Raw genomic sequence first — 16,950 nt, 5'->3', positions numbered from 1 at the left:
TCAATAGAATAATTTAATGGGTCTGTGAGAAACTATCAGTTGTTGTTTAGTTAAATCAAAAGGAGGAATTCTTATGACTCACATCACAGACCATCACCACACAGGAGAAACTGTATCAGAAGCTGGTGCTTACATTTGTACTACTGGGGAAAAAAAAGATCTGCATCAAGGGGAAACATTTCCTGAATGTCCTTCCACAGGAAATTCTACAACCTGGACTCATGCAAGCCACGCTCATAGAACTGGAGAAACTGTTATGGAATCAGGACATTATCTAGATGCAGATGGAGAACATGTGGTGCTTCAGCAAGGAGAAAAGTTCCCAAGCTGCCCATCCACAGGTGAATCAATCACTTGGACGCATGAACAATAAAACTGAATGTACAATAATTTAAACAGCAAATAAAATGGCTGTCAGACTGTCGACAAATCGCCGATTCTTCTTAACATACGGAAGATCGGTTATTTTAGTGTCGAATTTGCCTAGCATACGTTTCCGCGTTTTGATGGTGTTACCCCATGTACGAGTTATGTAAGAAACATACTTTCAAAAGGGCCGCCAATTGGCGGCCTTCTTATGGCGCTAACGCACCCGTTAGCATTCCTGTAGATCGTTAAATATCAGGTTTGAAAAAAATAGAGCCCCTCAGTAAGATACGAGTATAGAGACCAATCTAACTCAAAGTCTTAAGGAGGAAGCCCTACTATGAATTTTAAAATGCAAAACAAACAAAATCAACTAATTGAGAGAATTACGGATCAACATCTAGTTGTTGGTGTGGATATTGCCCAACACTTACACGTGGCCCGTGCTGTAAACTTTCGGGGCATTGTGGTCGGGAAACCCTTGTCTTTTGAAAATAACGAAGAGGGTTTTACTCGATTACTAAACTGGATCCAGGAACTAAAACAAATGAAAAACCTAGACACAACGATAGTCGGAATGGAACCTACCGGACATTATTGGATAAACCTTTCAAAGTGGCTAGTCAAACAAAACATGGATGTCGTCACCGTCAATCCTCACCATGTCAAAAGAAACAAAGAAAATCGTGATAATACGCAATCCAAAAGTGATAAATAAGATGCCCTTGTCATCGCTGATATGGTGAAGAATGGCTACTATGCCTTCGTTCGTTCCACTTCAGAATCATTTGAAAAACTTCGTGTCCTTATGGCTAACCGAGATGTGACCGTTAAGCGTCATGTTAGCTCCATCAACCAAATTAATCGCTGGGTGGATGTGGTCTTTCCCGAGCTCCGGCAAGTGTTTAAAGACGTATCATGTAAAGGGGCAATCGCAACCCTACGCCTCTTTCCTACCCCAGCTGAATTATGTTCCTTACAGCCTCAAGATATCGTAACCGGTTGGAAATCATGTATGAAGCGACATTCCGGGCATAAAAAAGCCCGTTCCCTGCTTGTATTGGCCAAGCGTTCAATTGGTACGAAACAAGCCCTTGATGCGTATAAACTTCACTTGGGACAATTATTAGAGGAATATGATCTCGCTTCATCCCAACTCGAAAGAGTGACGCAAGAAGTCACAAACGTCTTGGAACAGATTCCATTCGTTAAGCAAATACTTGCCATTAAAGGAATCAGCGAGATTTCACTAGCGGGAATCTTAGGAGAAGCTGGAGATCTGAGTGGGTTCGCTCACGGGAATGCGCTCCTTCGTCATGCAGGATTGCATCTCGCTGAAGCAAGCTCTGGGAAGTGGAAAGGCCAAATTGTTCTTTCCAAACGTGGAAGATCACGCCTGCGGCGTTACCTCTTCCTTGCGACCATGAGTCTAGTGATGAATAACCCTGAGTTTAAGGCCCTACACTCGAATAATGTTAAAGTGAAGAAGATTAAGAAAATGAAATCCATCATGAAACTTTGTGGAAAACTCGCCCGTGTCCTAGTAGGTATAGCTCGTAATGGCTCTGCCTATAAACCGGAAATGATCTTCCCATTTGAACAACTAGCAGCGTAAATTTACATTCACATTGTTATTTAACGAAAGTTGGCTTATTCGTAGGATTTCAAAGAAAGCACGAAGTACTGGATGTAATGAACAAAAGGGCAATGACCCGTTCCGTTAGCAAAACCGGCCTTCACCCCTTGGATAGGCATGACGAAGGAATGAAAGGGCATAGGATTATGACCCGTTGAGACATGGGAGGGAAAGCCTCCAGGGGCAGCGTGGAGAATGCGTGCAGTATATGTAATAATATGGGATTTTCAACAGATCCCCTATTTCAATCTGCCCTCATCTTATCAAAACGGTCCTATCTCTTGCGTTCATCTATAGCAACCTATACCATGTGGTTTGAAATCCTGCGAATAAGCGAGTATTCGTGAGCATTATCTATTAAACTGAGGGAGTTCATTAAGAAAAGCGATTCTGGAATAAGGAAATTTTGGTTATTAGTACAGTGCCAAGAAATTATCATTTTATTTGTGATTAGAACTAACTGTTTATTTACCATGAAAGCTAAAATTTGATCCGACAACTATAGTAGCATCCAATTCCTCGTCTCTGATCACTTTCGTAGTCAGCCCAACACTATCAAAGATTTCAAAGGTTTGGGCTGTCTGCATTTCGCTCGTTTCTATCAAAAGATGTCCTCCCAGTGCTAGCCAAAGTAATGCTTCTTCAGCTACTCTTCGCTGAATGTCAAGTCCATCCTCTCCTCCGTCAAGCGCCACCTTCGGTTCATATAGGCGAGCCTCCTGGGGAAGTAGCTTGATTGCCTTGGTGGGAACGTAAGGTACATTTGCAACTAGGATGTTCACATGGCCCTTAAGTGAGTCGGGTAAGGCCTTATACAGGTCACCTTCAAAAACGTGACCATCGAAAATCGTTACATTGCGTTCAGCACATCGTATTGCGACAGGGTCAATGTCAACAGAGTACAACACAACCCGTCCCAAAGCTGTAGCCAGTGCTACACCCACAGCACCTGACCCACAACATAGGTCAACGACGATATCATCAGAACATGACAGGGCTTCTGCCTGGCGAACAAGAAACTCGGTACGTTTGCGTGGAACGAAAACGCCCTGATCCACTTCTATCCGCAGACCACAGAAATCTGTGCATCCAACAACGTATTCAAGAGGTAAACCGTTGGCTCGCATTTCTACCATTTTATCGAGGTCCTTTAGAGTCCTTGCCTCTGAGATAATTAACCGGGTCTCATCTTCTGCGAAAACACAACCGGCGCTTCGAAGTCTGTTAATAATATGTTTTTCCGTTTTACAGTCCAAAAAGAAATTAACTTTTTTTTCTATCTACCTCACCACTTTTGATAAGTTTATTTTAATTCTGTATTCGTTAAAAATAGGAAATATCCCTTCTTCTACAAAATGGCCCTAAAAAGGAAAATGAGCGCTTATCCTTGTTCCAGGATAGCGCCCGATTATCGAAGTTCGGTTTTAGACTAATCCACTTCACATATTTACTTTATGAAGCTTCAAGATGAAGACTGCTGCCACGATAAGAAGGGACACCGTCAGAAAAGTAACTGCGAACGCGCTTTGCCCACTTGCGTACAAAGCTGCGGAAGCAACAATGAACACAACCAGCTTAAGCGTAGTTCGTATGGGGAAGGAGAAGATGGGGAGCGACGCCTTCGGGGAGAGAAACATACCCCATAGAGTGGCTATGACTAGTGGCGTGGCAACCGCGAGTATAATTTTGACCGCTGCCCCTGTCTTGATATGATAACCCCAGTAACTGAACGCAGCCATTGCACCAAGCTCCAGTAGAAAGAATCCGGTGAGGACGCTAACACCTATCCATTTTATTTCCATCCGACTCTTCCTCCCAATAAAAAGAATTAAGAAACTAATGTTAATTTTTTTATATACAATATGTTTCGGCCATATTCTAAAATCTGCCCTTTAACTTAATAACAATTATTTCAAAATTCCGTAATTTGAGCAATCGCTTTATTCCAGAAAATGGCCCAATTGTTGAACAAAGATTAAACAACACTCTTCAACTATCCTGCCCCGTTAGTTCATCAAGAAAATCAACAACACCCTTTATGAAACATCTTTTAAGCAGACTAAAATTAAAAATTATCTTGTTGAATATTTAATGCTTGATTATATAAGAATATGCTTATACACTGATATTGAATCATAGTATAAGCATATTCTTATTTGTTCGATTGTGCCAGGAGGGATACAATGCAAACGAATGAAGCGTTGGATTTAGAAACAACGGCAAACATTCTTAAATTACTAGGTGATAAAACTCGGTTGACCATGGTTAAGATCATGGCTGAGCATGAATGCTGTGTCTGTGAATTTGTGGACCTATTCGAGATGAGCCAGCCTGCTATCAGCCAACATTTACGAAAGCTGAAAGATAGCGGAATTGTGAATGAAGCGAGAAGGGGACAATGGATATTTTACTCGTTAAATTCGTCTTCTTCCTATTACTCATTTATTCAGACGGTCATCAAGGACTTACCAAGTCAAAACTTTAAATTAGAAGAATTAACAGCACAAGGAAAACGGATTTGTTGTGACTAACTAGGAGGTACAACTTCAGTGGGATCAGTTATTTTGGCAGTTATCATCTTTTTATTAACACTCACTCTCGTCATCTGGCAGCCAAAGGGATTGTCGATCGGATGGTCAGCATGCGGGGGAGCGGTACTTGCCTTACTAGTTGGAGTTGTTGACTTCAACGATGTAATTACCGTTACGGGTATTGTATGGAACGCGACGTTGGCGTTCATTGCTATTATCATTATTTCCTTGATTTTAGATGAAATTGGTTTCTTTGAATGGGCAGCTCTACATATGGCTAGAGCGGCCAAGGGAAATGGAGTAAGGATGTTTGTGTATGTGAGCATTCTCGGAGCCCTAGTCGCTGCGTTCTTCGCAAATGATGGAGCAGCTCTCATCTTAACTCCGATTGTTTTGGCGATGGTTCGAAACTTGAAGTTGGAAGAGAGAATGATCTTTCCATTTATCATCGCGAGTGGGTTTATTGCGGACACTACATCCTTACCGCTTGTGGTAAGTAATCTGGTCAACATTGTTTCTGCTGACTTTTTTGATATCGAGTTTATTGAGTTCGCCTCTAGAATGATAGTACCAAACCTGTTTTCATTAGCAGCAAGCATCCTGGTATTATATTTGTACTTCAGAAAGAGCATTCCGAAGAATTATGATATGGCTCAATTGAAGAAGCCAGTCGATGCCATTCGGGATGTGAAAATGTTTCGCCTGTCTGGGATTGTTTTAGGTGTTCTGTTGGTAGGTTATTTTATCAGTGAATTTTTCAGCATTCCTGTATCCATCATTGCAGGTGTTATCGCAATTTTCTTCTTGTTTATGGCAAGACGAAGTCCAGCTGTTAATACCAAGACAGTTGTAAAAGGCGCACCATGGGCTATTGTGTTCTTCTCCATTGGAATGTATGTCGTGGTGTATGGATTGAGAAACGTTGGATTGACGAACATTTTAGCTGACCTTATACAAGTTACTGCTGATCAAGGATTATTTGCCGCAACGCTGGGAATGGGCTTCATTGCCGCCATACTGTCATCCATTATGAATAACATGCCAACTGTTATGATTGATGCCCTTGCCATATCTGATACCCATACAACAGGCGCAATCAGGGAGGCCCTTATTTATGCAAATGTCATCGGTTCGGACTTGGGCCCGAAAATCACTCCGATCGGTTCTTTGGCAACGTTATTATGGCTGCATGTCCTTTCATTAAAAGGCGTAAAAATTTCATGGGGAACCTACTTTAAAACGGGAATCATCTTAACCATCCCAACATTGTTCATCACATTAGTTGGCTTATATATATGGTTACAAATTATTCATTAAACAGTTACTTACTAACAAAGGAGAGAAACATCATGGCAAAAAAAACACTCTACTTCTTATGTACTGGTAACTCTTGCAGAAGCCAAATGGCAGAGGCATGGGGGAAGAAATATTTAGGTAACGAATGGCAAGTGCTTAGTGCAGGAATTGAAGCACATGGGTTAAATCCTAACGCTGTAAAAGCAATGAATGAAGTTGGAATGGACATCTCCAATCAAACATCGGATATCATCGACCCAGACATATTGAATAATGCCGATTTTGTCGTTACATTATGTGGCGATGCGGCAGACAAATGTCCAATGACGCCACCGAATGTTAAACGTGAACACTGGGGTTTTGATGACCCGGCAAAAGCGGAAGGAACAGATGAAGAAAAATGGACTACCTTCCAACGTGTTCGTGATGAAATTGGGGACAGAATTGCACGTTTCTCTAAAACGGGTGAATAAATAAAATTGAAAGGCCGTGAGTGGAGTGCGGCAGCAGTTGTTGTCAAGAAATCGCACGGTTGTTTATAATCAGCAATAAAGAGCGACCTTGAACATGCATGGGATGTTAAACGCGTTAATGCGTTTAGTAGGCGGACCAAAGGCCATAAAGAAAGAGCTGCCAATATTGGCAGCTCTTTTCATCTTTAAATCTTAATATCGACCTTAGCATTTTTCTGAAGTTCTTCCACATGCTTCACAAGCTTTTCCTGTTTCTTTTGCTGCTCTAGTTGTTCCTTGATTTGCGGCTTCATTTCTTCGAGCTTCTGAACCTTTTGCCCGCTTGTTTTAGCTTGCTCCGCAACCTGATCGTAATACTTTTGGATTTCTTCATCAGTTGCTTCTTCCACTTTAATCTCTTTTTCAACGTACTTCGTATATGGGATGTTCTCTGCGATCTGAGCATTCAGCATTTCCGAATTCAGACCTGCTTGTTTCATCGCTTCCTTGAATTTCTCTTCACTCTCATATTGCTTTTTGATTTCGGCAAGTTCCTTTTCAATTTCGGCCTTGGAAGCTGTGTAGCCCTTTTTATCAGCAGCTTGAAGCAGCAATTTTTGCCCCACTAAAGAGTTGAGCGTTTGCTCTTTAATTTGTTTGACTCCCTCCTTGGTTGTTGGATCTTGTCCGAATTGCTGCATTTGCATTTGTGTGGTAGACAACACGGTATTATATTCCGCACCTGAAATTTTTTCGTCATTGACGATGGCCACCGTTTTCTTTTCATCCACCTTTTGCTTGTCTAGTTTCTTCTGCATTTCTTCCATCTGTTTTTGCTGTTCCTCAGTTGCTTTAGCCGTTTCTTTCTCAGTTGTTTTAGTTTCTTTCTCGTCATTTTTCTTATCAGCTTCATCGTTCGAACCACAAGCTGTTAGAACAACTGCCAATAATGCAATGATGATTGGGTATAATAGTTTCTTCATATTCAGTCTCCTCTCGAAATTCAGTGCTAAAAAATCATCTAATGCGCATTATAAAGGAATTTCCCATTAAAACACAATATTTTCATTCTTTTTTCCATAAAACAGGAAGATAGTATAGGCAATATCTCATTATATAAGTGTAACATTCGTGGAAATGAACCGATTTACCCTTCGTCATGCAATAAGCCTAATGGGAAACAGGCAGAAACTTGTAATTTATCTCTTAATCGCAAAACAATGCTTAGTAACTATTGTAAAATAAAACGGTTTAGTAAAAGAAAGATTCGTCAGAAAGTTCTTGGATACTCTTCTAGGAATCAAGCGATTTAAACAACTTATAAATCAAAGAAGGAAATATTTCCTCTTCCAGGTTAGTATCCAAAACATACAAAAACACATTTCCTTTTTCCTACAAAAAGCGGCTAACAATTTTACACGCAAGTTATTAATATAAAAACAAGGAAAAAATTTCAATTTAACAAGAGACTACATGATAAATTGTTGGCGCTTCCATTACATTTTAGGTCCTAATAAAGGAGGATACAATTCATGAACGTGGTTGAGTAAAAGTGTAGGTTATTTCATTATATGTAAGCGCTCAAATAACTCTAATTTTATTAATCAACATCCTAATGGGTTATTATCATTAATCTTTAAAATATTTGCTAGGAGGTTAATTTGAATGAAAATAAAAAAGGCTCTCTTTCTTTCTTTACTAATGGTTGGTATTCTTGCTGTTGCTACTCCACTTACTAGTGCAGCTGACAACAAAGCAAAAATGTTAGAAGTCTCTATTAAGGAACCTTCTGTTAATTTGGTTTCAGATGTTGTTTACTCTCAGCAACCTATTTATGGTTATTCCAATGTTCCACTAGAAATGGATATATTACAGCCGGAAGGTAAAAAACCACTTCCTGCAGTTGTATTTGTCCCAGGAGGTGGATTCATGTCAGCTAATAACGATAAGTCTGTACAACAAAGAATGTCCATTTCGGAGGCAGGATACGTTGTCGCTAGTATTGAATATCGGGTTACGCCTCAGAGTACCTTCCCTTCACCACTTGAAGATGTTAAAGCGGCCATTCGCTACCTGCGTGCCAATGCTGAAAAATTTAATATCGACCCTGAGAATATCGTTGTAATGGGTAGTTCAGCTGGCGGATATCTTGCTGCGTTTGCTGGAACAACAAATGGTTTGGCGGAATTTGACAAAGGGGAAAATTTAGATCAAAGCAGTGATGTGAAAGCAGTTATCGATTTATATGGGCTTTCTGACTTAACGAGAGTTGGATATGGTTTTTCAGAAGAAGTTCAGGCCCTTCACAAATCGTCTTCCGCACCAGAAGGTATGTGGGTAAATGGACCTTCCGTAATGAGCCCTGGTGGTTCGATTTTTGATAATCTTGAAAAAGCAGCCAAAGCAAATCCTATTACGTATATCACTAAGGATGCACCTCCATTCTTAATCATGCACGGAGATAAAGATGCACTAGTTTCACCAAATCAAACTGAAATATTACACGAAAATTTAATTAACAAAGGGGTTGATTCCACTTATTATGTTGTAAAAGGTGCTGGCCATGGTGGAACTCACTGGGTGCAACCAAAAGTCACGAAAATCTTGATTAACTTCTTAGATAAACACGTAAAAGGTAAAGAAAATAAAAATAACAAAAGATAAAAAAATAAATTAAGGCCAAGCCTTCCGTGAATCATACGGAAGGCTTTCTTAGTAAATCCTGCACTGAGAGGGACATTTCACTATACCTCTGCAAAATAGGTGAAATTCTATTCTAACAGTTGTAAATCCGCAGAATCCTGCCGCTTTCTATAATGAACAGATCTTTACTGGGTTTACTCTATATTCAATTCCTGATATATAGTAGCAGCCGTGAAAGATTTTGCAGAAGTGATGAAGCAAGCCAAAGGTGATGTAAACCTAGCTTTGCAAAGCTACAACTGTGTGACACGTTCCTAATTGAAAAGATTAGGCTTAAACCGAATAGTTTTTTTAGAACTGTTATTCCAAGAAGTCAAATGAAAGGGTAACGCCTTGAAGGGCTTCCTCTAATACTCCGACATGCGACAAGGTTAGTAAGAACCAAATTGTGTGAAGCTCGGTGAAGTCGGCTGAGAGCTACCGTAGGTCATTTCGACACGAAAGCTGTCCAGAGGTGGATGGTGTAGCCTATAGGCCGGGAGTCTATAAAGTACCTATGACTAGAATGGATTTTAAAACCCAACGGTAAGGTAAATCTGACGAATCTCCGAATGTACGGGTCTAAAAGCTTAACATGCAGAAATGCATGGGCTACCAAGTGTAGTGTTGATGCGGATGAGTAAGATTAGTTGTTATGAAAGTCCATACATTGTTACAGGCAATGTCAAGTCAACAGGTCCAAAGGAGAAGTCTAAGGGTACCATGTATAGATAGGAATAATGGAACGTGGAAAGCTACTGACATGGAGGGCTTACTTCCAATGAAATGGTTTGTAGGAAAGCGTCCATAAGAATAGTGGACGTATAACTATAATTTACAGTAGTGAGAGTGATGGCACGGTACTGTAGAAGCTATGGAAACATAGTGGAAGGACAGCCATTAGTCTAATGAAGATTGACCAACCATTTAGTGACTTAATCGGTTTATAAGGTTCTTGTAAGACTAAAAAAGGTTTCGCTCCAATAAGGAGGTACCGACTTATAGAAAAGATTAAGAAACTGCGACACGCCGAGTACTATGATCTCCAACATACATTTGATCTTCTATTTCAGCGTAGTCAAAATGGGAACAATTTTTATAACCTAGTGAAACTTGTGAAGATGGATGAAAATATAAGGTTGGCCTATCGGAATATTAAAAAGAATATGGGTAGTACAACAGCCGGTACAGATGGATTAACTATTAATGATATCAAGTGTTTACCAATTGAAGAAGTAATAGTTAAGGTCAAATCCATGTTTGAATGGTATGAACCGCAGTCTGTAAGGCGAGTATTCATACCAAAGCCCAATGGAGATAAAAGACCACTAGGTATTCCTACGATATGGGATAGAATCTTTCAGCAATGTATTTTACAAATACTAGAACCCATTTGTGAAGCGAAATTCCATAATCACAGTTACGGATTCAGACCCAATAGAAGTACACACCATGCTTTAGCAAGAATGAAATCACAAGTCAATAGAAAAAGTAATGGACTGCATTACTGCATCGATATTGACATTAAAGGTTTTTTTGACAATGTGAACCATGGGAAATTACTTAAACAAATGTGGACATTAGGAATAAAAGATAAAACACTTCTTTCCATTATTTCAAGGTTACTACGAGCAGAAATCCAAGGAGAAGGAACACCGACTAAGGGCACACCGCAAGGTGGAATCCTAAGTCCTCTCTTATCTAACATTGTACTCAACGAATTAGATTGGTGGGTCAGTGAACAATGGGAGACCTTTGAGACTTCTTACAAATTTCATGCCCCTAGTGCAAAATTTAGGCAACTAAAGAAAACCAAGATGAAGGAATGTTTTATTGTAAGGTACGCTGATGACTTCAAAATCCTATGTCGAAACTATCAAACAGCCCAAAAGCTTTTCTACGCAACGAAGGACTTCCTTAAAACAAGGCTCCATTTAGATATTAGTCAAGAAAAGTCACAAATAGTTAATCTGAAAAAGAAAAGCAGTGATTTTCTTGGTTTTAATCTAAAAGCAACTAAGAAAAGAAAAGGTTATGTAGCTCACAGCAGGATGACTGAAAAAGCAAAAGTACATGCCTACCAGAAACTCAAACGAGCAATTAAGGAAATGCGTAGGAAACAAACACCGGAAGCTGTTTGGCACTACAATACCATCGTAATGGGCATACAAAACTACTACTCTGCGGCTACCCATATAAATAAAGATTTAGAACGGCTAAACTACCATCTTACTAGAACTCTTTATAACCGATTAAGAATAGATTGGAAAGTAGCAACACGAGCTGATATGTCGAAGACATTACAAGATAGGTATAAGGATTATAATCCTAAATTATATAAAATACATGACATCGTTCTTATACCTCTTTACGCACAAAAACATAAACCAGCAACGAATTTCTCACAATGGATCACAAACTATACACCTAGAGGAAGAGAGAAAATTCACCAAAATCTAAAGTGCATAAATAAAGATGTCTTACGACATATCCAACGCTTCTACATCAAATATAGGACTATAGAATATAACGATAATCGCATTTCAAAATTTGTTGCCCAGTATGGGAAGTGCTCTATTACAGGCATAGAATTAGGTTTGAATGATTTCCACTGTCATCACATTCAACCAAAAGCATTAGGTGGAACTGACGATTATCGGAATCTGACTATAGTTCTCGAAAACATACACCAAGCTATACATACAAAGGATGTAGAAACATCAAGAATTCTACTTTCCAAGTATCGATTAACGGAAGAGAAGAAAATTCGGTTTGATGAACTAAGACAAAAAGCTCATTGTAAACCCATTTTCAATCTAGGTTAATATTGGTCAATTGAATTAGATGGAACGCCGTATGAGGGGAAACTCTCACGTACGGTGTGGAGTGGGGGAAAAGATGGCGATAACATCAAAATCTTACCTATCACTATTTGGAGATGGATTTATTGGATACGCATTGGAGCGTGGAGGCTATTCCAAAGAAGTAGCCACCCAGTTTAGTTATAGGATGGCTGCTAGGGAAGGGTGGAGCCGTTACGGTGATGTGCCTTATGTGGACCATGTCATGCAATATTACAATGGTGGAAATGGCAGCGTGGTGGTCATGGGGGACGGTTCGCAATTTTTGATGTAGAGGACATCATGAAACAGTACTTCGGCAGACCCTATGTATGGGGAGGCAGGACACCAGCAGCAGGAGGGTTCGACTGCAGTGGGCTGCTGGAATATGCCTTTGCACAGGGTGGCATGGATATGTACGGGTTAGCTCAAACGCAGTACAACAAAACAAAGCCGGTTTCAGAGGAACATATAAAGCCGGGTGACTTCGTTTTTTTCTCCACATATAAGCCAGGGGCTTCGCACTTAGGCATGTATGTGTCAATGCCAATAGCAGTGGTGGTATTTCACCTTTATTTAGGGTCAAAATTATTGTGAAAAAAGTAGGGAATTCATTTTCTCGTTCAATGACGACAGAACTGGACATAAAAGTTTCCAATTATGCACACCTCAGCATTATCATACATTTGAATTATAGTGAAAAAACGGAAAATATCTAAATAATAAAAAAAGTAAAGCCAAATACTCTAGGTTTTTCGTCTAATATTTGTAATAAGAGAAAAAGAAGGTGATGAAAATTGAAAGGTTAGTTAGAAAAGCACAAAAGGGTGACAAAAACGCTTTTGAAACATTATTTCAAAACTATAAAGAGGAAATATATCGAACTGCTTTTATTTATATGAGAACTCAAGAAGATTCATTAGATATTGTACAAGAAGTAGCTTATAAAGCTTTTAAATCGATCAAATTCTTAAACGAACCAAAGTACTTTAAAACATGGTTAATAAAGATTGTTATAACTTGCTCTATTGATATGTTAAGACAGCATAATAAAATTTTTTCCATAAAACCCGAACACATGGAACTAATAACTATTGGTAAAGAAGAAGATATCGCATTATCTTTGTATTTACAAACTTTGATTGAAGAGATTAGTGAAACTGAAAAAAGTGTTATTCTTTTAAAATATTTCCATGATTACACTTTAAATGAGATTGCAATAACATTGGATATGCCTTTAGGTACAATAAAAACCACTTTGTATAGAGCATTAGAAAAGTTAAGAAAAAGATTAAATAAGGAGGATATCCTATGAGAAATAAAATAAAACAAGAACTTGAAAATATTGAAATACCCAAAGAGTTCGAACTGATGAGTCAAAAAGGAATTAACAAAGCCTATAGTGAAATGAATAACAATAGAAAAAAATCAAAATGGTTAATTGGGTTTATTGCAAGTGCTGCAATTCTATTGCTTAGTATTGGATCGTTGTCAACACCCGTTGTAAAGGCATCCATTCAAAACGCTCTAAATGTAATACTGGCTGATAAATTTAAAAAAATGGAAAATGGAAGCGGAATACCACCCGAAGAAGTACTAGTAAGTGTTGAAGAAAACATCAACGGAGAATTAATCACAACATATATTTCTGGTAGTCAAGAACGAACTGAAAATGAAAACGGGGATTTTTCAGTATCGGATGGTAAAACTATTGCTTCTTACACAAAAAATGATAATGAATTTTTAATTGAAACAAATGATAATCCTGGACCACCTATTGAATCAAAGATATTCTCTGAATTTGAAAAAGAAAAAATTCAGTCGTTAGGGACGAAAAAAATATTGGATAGAGATGCAGAAGTCTACAAAATAACAATATCATATGAAGAAACACTTGAGCTTTGGTTTGATAAAACTACTGATGTGTTAGTAAGAGAGGTACAGATTATTAATGGTAAAACTTACGAAGAAGGGAAACTAATTTCACTTAAAACAATAGATAAGAAATCTAATTTGGACTTGTTTAAAATCGAAGCGCCTAAAGAGGCAAATATAATTGATCATACAAAAAAGTAAGCTAGGAATTAATTATCTTAGGGTCATAACGCTTTAGTGTATGAAAATAAAAGGACCGTATAATATGTTAACGGGTTCCGTTTTGGAGGAGAAAGCGATAAATAACAACGCGTTACTTCAATATAAGGAGCTGATCAGCAGTTCCTTTTTTAATGAACAAAAGGGGCAGTTTAGTAGTATAAGAAAATGTTAAATTAGAGAGTAGAAGGTAATGAGGATAGTAAGTTGATAATAGGGGATGTTTATATGAATTGGAACTGGAATGAAACCACTATAGATTTTCCATTCTCGTCCGAAAACTTAAAGAAAAGAAAACAGATTTTCACAATTTGAGTTTATTAAGTGGTGTGATAACCTCACAATGGCTTTTGAGGAAGATGAAGCTGAAGTATCTAATGAACTTGATGAAATAGCTTTTGGGATAGCAAGAGATATTGAATGTCAATGGGATTTATTTTTGGTAAATACTTACTCATTTAAAGAATTGCAGAATTTAGACCTCTCAAAAGTAAATTTACCTCAAGATTGGTTTATAGAGTGGTTAAAGCAATTAAACGAGGAATAAAAGGTAACTCCTTATTCTACTAACGGATGCGTTAGCTGAAAATTGGATCTGTTTTTAAGGCAGCTCTTTCTTTATGCAACTAACGGGGCAGTATAGTTAAAAAAGGAACTTAAATTTAAATCTCGAATATCTAATGTAATCGGATAGCTAAAAATTTGATGACAGACAGGAGTTAGATAAGATGATAAAAGGTTTCGGAGGAATATTTTGGAGAACTAAGAATCTTGAAGTTGTAAAAAAATGGTACAGTGAAGTGTTGAAGATTGAAATAGAAAATTGGAATGGGGCTGTAATAAAACCCCAATTAGGAAATGAGACTATCTTTTCTTTCTTTACCGAGAATGACAGTTATTTTCCAACAGAACAACAAGTGATGTTAAATTTCCAAGTACATAATCTAAACGAGACTATTAAGCATCTTGAACATATTGGTGTACCTCTTGCAAAGAAAAAAGAGATTAGTGAATTTGGAAAGTTTATTTGGATTGAAGATCCTGAAGGTCGACTGGTCGAGCTTTGGGAGAAATAACGAGTTGTAATTCATTTGCTATTGAGCTAACGGGTGCGTTAGCTGAAGATCGGAGCTGTCTTTAAGGCAGCTTTTTTTTAGGAACTAAAGGGGCAGGATAGTTGAATAAAGGAATTTAGTTTTCAAAAAATATAGGTTTTTGAATAAATTAACGGGCACGAGTGCTCAACAAAGGTAGTCGATTCTTGTGCTAACGAAGAAGTTTTAAGTCAGCAGATAAGGTTGTCATCTCGGTTGAAGGATTAAAATCCGTTAATGAGTTAGAAGAGCATAGAGAAAATTTTCTCTGTGCTTTTTTTGCTAAAAAGTAAGAGCAATTTGATTTTAAATTTGATCAATTGACAACTTTTAGGGGCGAAAATATAAATGAAACATAGAATATTTTAGAATTTTTAAAAGTGGGTGAATGTATTGAACTATTATTTTCCCTACCGGCAAGACTGGTCTTCTGTATTGGAGTATTTAAACTACAGTCTGAACGGCGAACAAATGGTTTGTTCAATGACGACGCAATTATTTCATATTCCTGTCACTAAAAATCTAAAAGGACATGCAGAAATGCATAATCATCTTATTCCAGCCTCCTATCACCGGGTTACAGCATTAGGCTGTGCAAAACGATTACAGAGTGGTGAATACCATGAGTCCATTATTAAAGCTCTGGTTGCATGTGTTAATAATGGGTTAAAGCAAGACAAGGAAGTAACGATATGGTTAAGGGTTATGAGGGAAAATGCTCCAAGTGAATATAAAGAGTTTATGGATTCTGTTATCAGCTGGCAGCAGAAGACAGAGCAAAGTTTAGCTTATACCCAGCAGTTGCTAAGGGGAATGGGATTTGACACTGAAACTGAAACCGGAGAGCCAGCTTACTAAATTAATTATTATGCTAAAGGGTGCTTTACTTCAATAAGGGAGTTGCTTCGGCAGCTCTTTTTCTTTATGGAGATAAAGGCAGGTGAGTTCAACAGTGCTGTTTGATCTATGTTCAACAATTGGGCCATTTTCTTGAATATGAGAAGGGATTATTCGTAAGTAAATCGAAGTGAATCAAAGGAATAAATGTTCAAAGCACTTTTGAAAAAATCTTCTTCTCCACTGACATACTTGTCAGCATTAGACGTATACAATAGCTATTGGAACAGCAATTAGGAAATTATCCGGCGACCCTAAATATGAAGTATAGTTATTTACTCAACATTGAGGAGGAAATCGATTATGAGCGACACAAAGACATTACGAGGACTCACCACAGTCAGTTTTTGGGCGACTGATCTAGTGGCGGCAAAGAAGTGGTACGCTGAGCTGTTGGGTATGGCCCCATACTTCGAACGCCCAGGATATGCCGAGTTTCGCCTCGGGGACTACCAGCACGAGCTGGGCCTGATCGATAGCCGCTACGCGCCCGATGGTTCGTCGATCGGCCCGGCCGGTGGTGCTGTCGTGTACTGGCACGTCGACGATGTGACAGCAACTTTCGAGAAGCTGCTGTCTATGGGGGCGAAAGAACACGAGGCACCCACAGTTCGCGGTCAAGGGTTCATTACTGCCTCAGTGGTTGATCCCTTTGGGAATATCCTAGGCATTATGTACAATCAGCACTATTTGGAGGTTTTGGGTTCGACCAGAAAAGCGTGATTCGTACTGTGGGCATTCAGCTTAACGCATGTCCAGTTTGTACTACTCGCATCGCTGGTTTGTTTACACAATTTATTTTACAGAATCATTTACTCGAATAAATGATGATAATTAATTAGTATTCCTCGAAAGGGAGGGATTCTTTAATTAGAATCCCTTTTCTTAATGAACTAACGGGGCAGGATAGTTCCATAATTAATACTGTTAAGTGACATTAAAGTCGTTTAAAAACGTCAGTCTTGTTATTCCATTAAAGGGCCGGATTGTGGAGGATTGGAAAATTTTGATTCTACAAATAATTGGGGGATTGGAAGAAGGAAAGCTATGTATAATTAGTGA

17 protein-coding genes and 1 pseudogene are annotated in these 16,950 nt (G+C 38.6%); 15 read left to right on the top strand and 3 right to left on the bottom strand.

Annotated elements, in window-relative coordinates; translation table 11 throughout:
• The first annotated feature begins 73 nt into the window (after nt 1–73).
• Nucleotides 74–373 carry a hypothetical protein gene (locus BS1321_RS07585; RefSeq protein ID WP_063235651.1) on the top strand — a complete coding sequence of 100 codons (300 nt, stop codon included), beginning with the start codon at nt 74–76 and terminating at the stop codon, nt 371–373.
• Nucleotides 374–706: 333 nt separating this feature from the next.
• Nucleotides 707–1,981, top strand: a pseudogene (locus BS1321_RS07580) (IS110 family RNA-guided transposase).
• A 485-nt stretch (nt 1,982–2,466) separates the two neighbouring features.
• Here the strand turns inward: BS1321_RS07580 and BS1321_RS07575 are convergent.
• Both BS1321_RS07575 and BS1321_RS07570 read right to left on the bottom strand, forming a co-directional pair.
• The gene (locus BS1321_RS07575) at nt 2,467–3,258 is read right to left on the bottom strand and encodes a putative protein N(5)-glutamine methyltransferase (RefSeq protein ID WP_063236583.1); all 792 of its coding nucleotides are present in this window, start codon (nt 3,256–3,258) and stop codon (nt 2,467–2,469) included.
• A 183-nt stretch (nt 3,259–3,441) separates the two neighbouring features.
• On the bottom strand, nt 3,442–3,804 hold the full coding sequence (locus BS1321_RS07570; RefSeq protein ID WP_002144369.1) for a YrdB family protein: 363 nt from the start codon (nt 3,802–3,804) through the stop codon (nt 3,442–3,444).
• 381 nt (nt 3,805–4,185) lie between these two features.
• Here BS1321_RS07570 and BS1321_RS07565 point away from each other — a divergent pair, with 381 nt between their 5' ends.
• Genes BS1321_RS07565 through arsC form a run of 3 tightly spaced genes read left to right on the top strand, consistent with a single transcriptional unit; the run spans nt 4,186 to nt 6,302 of the window.
• Nucleotides 4,186–4,533, top strand: a complete 348-nt coding sequence (locus BS1321_RS07565; protein WP_063236451.1) for an ArsR/SmtB family transcription factor — start codon at nt 4,186–4,188, stop codon at nt 4,531–4,533.
• Nucleotides 4,534–4,551: 18 nt separating this feature from the next.
• Nucleotides 4,552–5,850 (top strand): arsenical efflux pump membrane protein ArsB, encoded by a 1,299-nt coding sequence (locus tag BS1321_RS07560; RefSeq protein WP_063236450.1) that lies wholly within the window; start codon nt 4,552–4,554, stop codon nt 5,848–5,850.
• A 32-nt stretch (nt 5,851–5,882) separates the two neighbouring features.
• The gene (arsC, locus tag BS1321_RS07555) at nt 5,883–6,302 is read left to right on the top strand and encodes an arsenate reductase (thioredoxin) (RefSeq protein WP_063236449.1); all 420 of its coding nucleotides are present in this window, start codon (nt 5,883–5,885) and stop codon (nt 6,300–6,302) included.
• A gap of 185 nt (nt 6,303–6,487) precedes the next feature.
• On the opposite strand, the gene BS1321_RS07550 is transcribed toward arsC, so the two are convergent.
• On the bottom strand, nt 6,488–7,264 hold the full coding sequence (locus tag BS1321_RS07550) for a SurA N-terminal domain-containing protein (protein WP_063236448.1): 777 nt from the start codon (nt 7,262–7,264) through the stop codon (nt 6,488–6,490).
• Nucleotides 7,265–7,946: 682 nt separating this feature from the next.
• On the opposite strand from BS1321_RS07550, the gene BS1321_RS07545 reads away from it, so the two are divergent.
• From BS1321_RS07545 to BS1321_RS07500, 10 genes are all read left to right on the top strand, one after another.
• Nucleotides 7,947–8,945, top strand: a complete 999-nt coding sequence (locus BS1321_RS07545) for an alpha/beta hydrolase (protein WP_063236447.1) — start codon at nt 7,947–7,949, stop codon at nt 8,943–8,945.
• A gap of 1,019 nt (nt 8,946–9,964) precedes the next feature.
• Nucleotides 9,965–11,788, top strand: coding sequence for a group II intron reverse transcriptase/maturase (ltrA, locus tag BS1321_RS07540; protein WP_063236446.1), 1,824 nt, complete (start codon nt 9,965–9,967; stop codon nt 11,786–11,788).
• Nucleotides 11,789–11,861: 73 nt separating this feature from the next.
• On the top strand, nt 11,862–12,098 hold the full coding sequence (locus tag BS1321_RS27825) for a lysozyme family protein (RefSeq protein ID WP_063236445.1): 237 nt from the start codon (nt 11,862–11,864) through the stop codon (nt 12,096–12,098).
• 8 nt (nt 12,099–12,106) lie between these two features.
• Nucleotides 12,107–12,400: a C40 family peptidase gene (locus BS1321_RS07530; RefSeq protein ID WP_063236444.1), complete on the top strand. Its 294-nt coding sequence runs from the start codon at nt 12,107–12,109 to the stop codon at nt 12,398–12,400.
• Between the two features lie 193 nt (nt 12,401–12,593).
• Nucleotides 12,594–13,118 (top strand): sigma-70 family RNA polymerase sigma factor, encoded by a 525-nt coding sequence (locus tag BS1321_RS07525; RefSeq protein ID WP_063236453.1) that lies wholly within the window; start codon nt 12,594–12,596, stop codon nt 13,116–13,118.
• Nucleotides 13,115–13,879, top strand: coding sequence for a LolA family protein (locus BS1321_RS07520; RefSeq protein ID WP_063236443.1), 765 nt, complete (start codon nt 13,115–13,117; stop codon nt 13,877–13,879). Before BS1321_RS07525 ends, BS1321_RS07520 begins: the two co-directional genes overlap by 4 nt.
• A gap of 361 nt (nt 13,880–14,240) precedes the next feature.
• Entirely contained in the window at nt 14,241–14,444 is a 204-nt protein-coding gene (locus BS1321_RS07515) for a hypothetical protein (RefSeq protein ID WP_063236442.1), read from the top strand.
• Nucleotides 14,445–14,625: 181 nt separating this feature from the next.
• Entirely contained in the window at nt 14,626–14,973 is a 348-nt protein-coding gene (locus tag BS1321_RS07510) for a VOC family protein (protein WP_063236441.1), read from the top strand.
• A gap of 411 nt (nt 14,974–15,384) precedes the next feature.
• A complete protein-coding gene (locus BS1321_RS07505) occupies nt 15,385–15,849 on the top strand; it encodes a hypothetical protein (protein ID WP_063236440.1) in 465 nt (154 codons plus the stop codon).
• A 342-nt stretch (nt 15,850–16,191) separates the two neighbouring features.
• Entirely contained in the window at nt 16,192–16,611 is a 420-nt protein-coding gene (locus BS1321_RS07500) for a VOC family protein (RefSeq protein ID WP_063236439.1), read from the top strand.
• The last annotated feature ends 339 nt before the right edge of the window (nt 16,612–16,950 follow it).

It is taken from the genome of Peribacillus simplex NBRC 15720 = DSM 1321 (assembly GCF_002243645.1).
Classification (GTDB): domain Bacteria; phylum Bacillota; class Bacilli; order Bacillales; family DSM-1321; genus Peribacillus; species Peribacillus simplex.
The sequence above is the reverse complement of the archived record's forward strand: the minus strand, read 5'-3'. Positions and strand labels throughout refer to the sequence as shown.

What these genes read in the sequence shown, in the direction of transcription:
- BS1321_RS07515 (WP_063236442.1), top strand. Translation starts at nt 14,241, where the DNA reads ATGGCTTTTGAGGAAGATGAAGCTGAAGTATCTAATGAACTTGATGAA.
- BS1321_RS07500 (WP_063236439.1), top strand. Translation starts at nt 16,192, where the DNA reads ATGAGCGACACAAAGACATTACGAGGACTCACCACAGTCAGTTTTTGG.
- BS1321_RS27825 (WP_063236445.1), top strand. Translation starts at nt 11,862, where the DNA reads ATGGCGATAACATCAAAATCTTACCTATCACTATTTGGAGATGGATTT.
- BS1321_RS07570 (WP_002144369.1), bottom strand. Translation starts at nt 3,804, where the DNA reads ATGGAAATAAAATGGATAGGTGTTAGCGTCCTCACCGGATTCTTTCTA.
- arsC (WP_063236449.1), top strand. Translation starts at nt 5,883, where the DNA reads ATGGCAAAAAAAACACTCTACTTCTTATGTACTGGTAACTCTTGCAGA.
- BS1321_RS07525 (WP_063236453.1), top strand. Translation starts at nt 12,594, where the DNA reads ATGAAAATTGAAAGGTTAGTTAGAAAAGCACAAAAGGGTGACAAAAAC.
- BS1321_RS07530 (WP_063236444.1), top strand. Translation starts at nt 12,107, where the DNA reads ATGAAACAGTACTTCGGCAGACCCTATGTATGGGGAGGCAGGACACCA.
- BS1321_RS07520 (WP_063236443.1), top strand. Translation starts at nt 13,115, where the DNA reads ATGAGAAATAAAATAAAACAAGAACTTGAAAATATTGAAATACCCAAA.
- BS1321_RS07565 (WP_063236451.1), top strand. Translation starts at nt 4,186, where the DNA reads ATGCAAACGAATGAAGCGTTGGATTTAGAAACAACGGCAAACATTCTT.
- BS1321_RS07545 (WP_063236447.1), top strand. Translation starts at nt 7,947, where the DNA reads ATGAAAATAAAAAAGGCTCTCTTTCTTTCTTTACTAATGGTTGGTATT.
- BS1321_RS07550 (WP_063236448.1), bottom strand. Translation starts at nt 7,264, where the DNA reads ATGAAGAAACTATTATACCCAATCATCATTGCATTATTGGCAGTTGTT.
- BS1321_RS07585 (WP_063235651.1), top strand. Translation starts at nt 74, where the DNA reads ATGACTCACATCACAGACCATCACCACACAGGAGAAACTGTATCAGAA.
- BS1321_RS07510 (WP_063236441.1), top strand. Translation starts at nt 14,626, where the DNA reads ATGATAAAAGGTTTCGGAGGAATATTTTGGAGAACTAAGAATCTTGAA.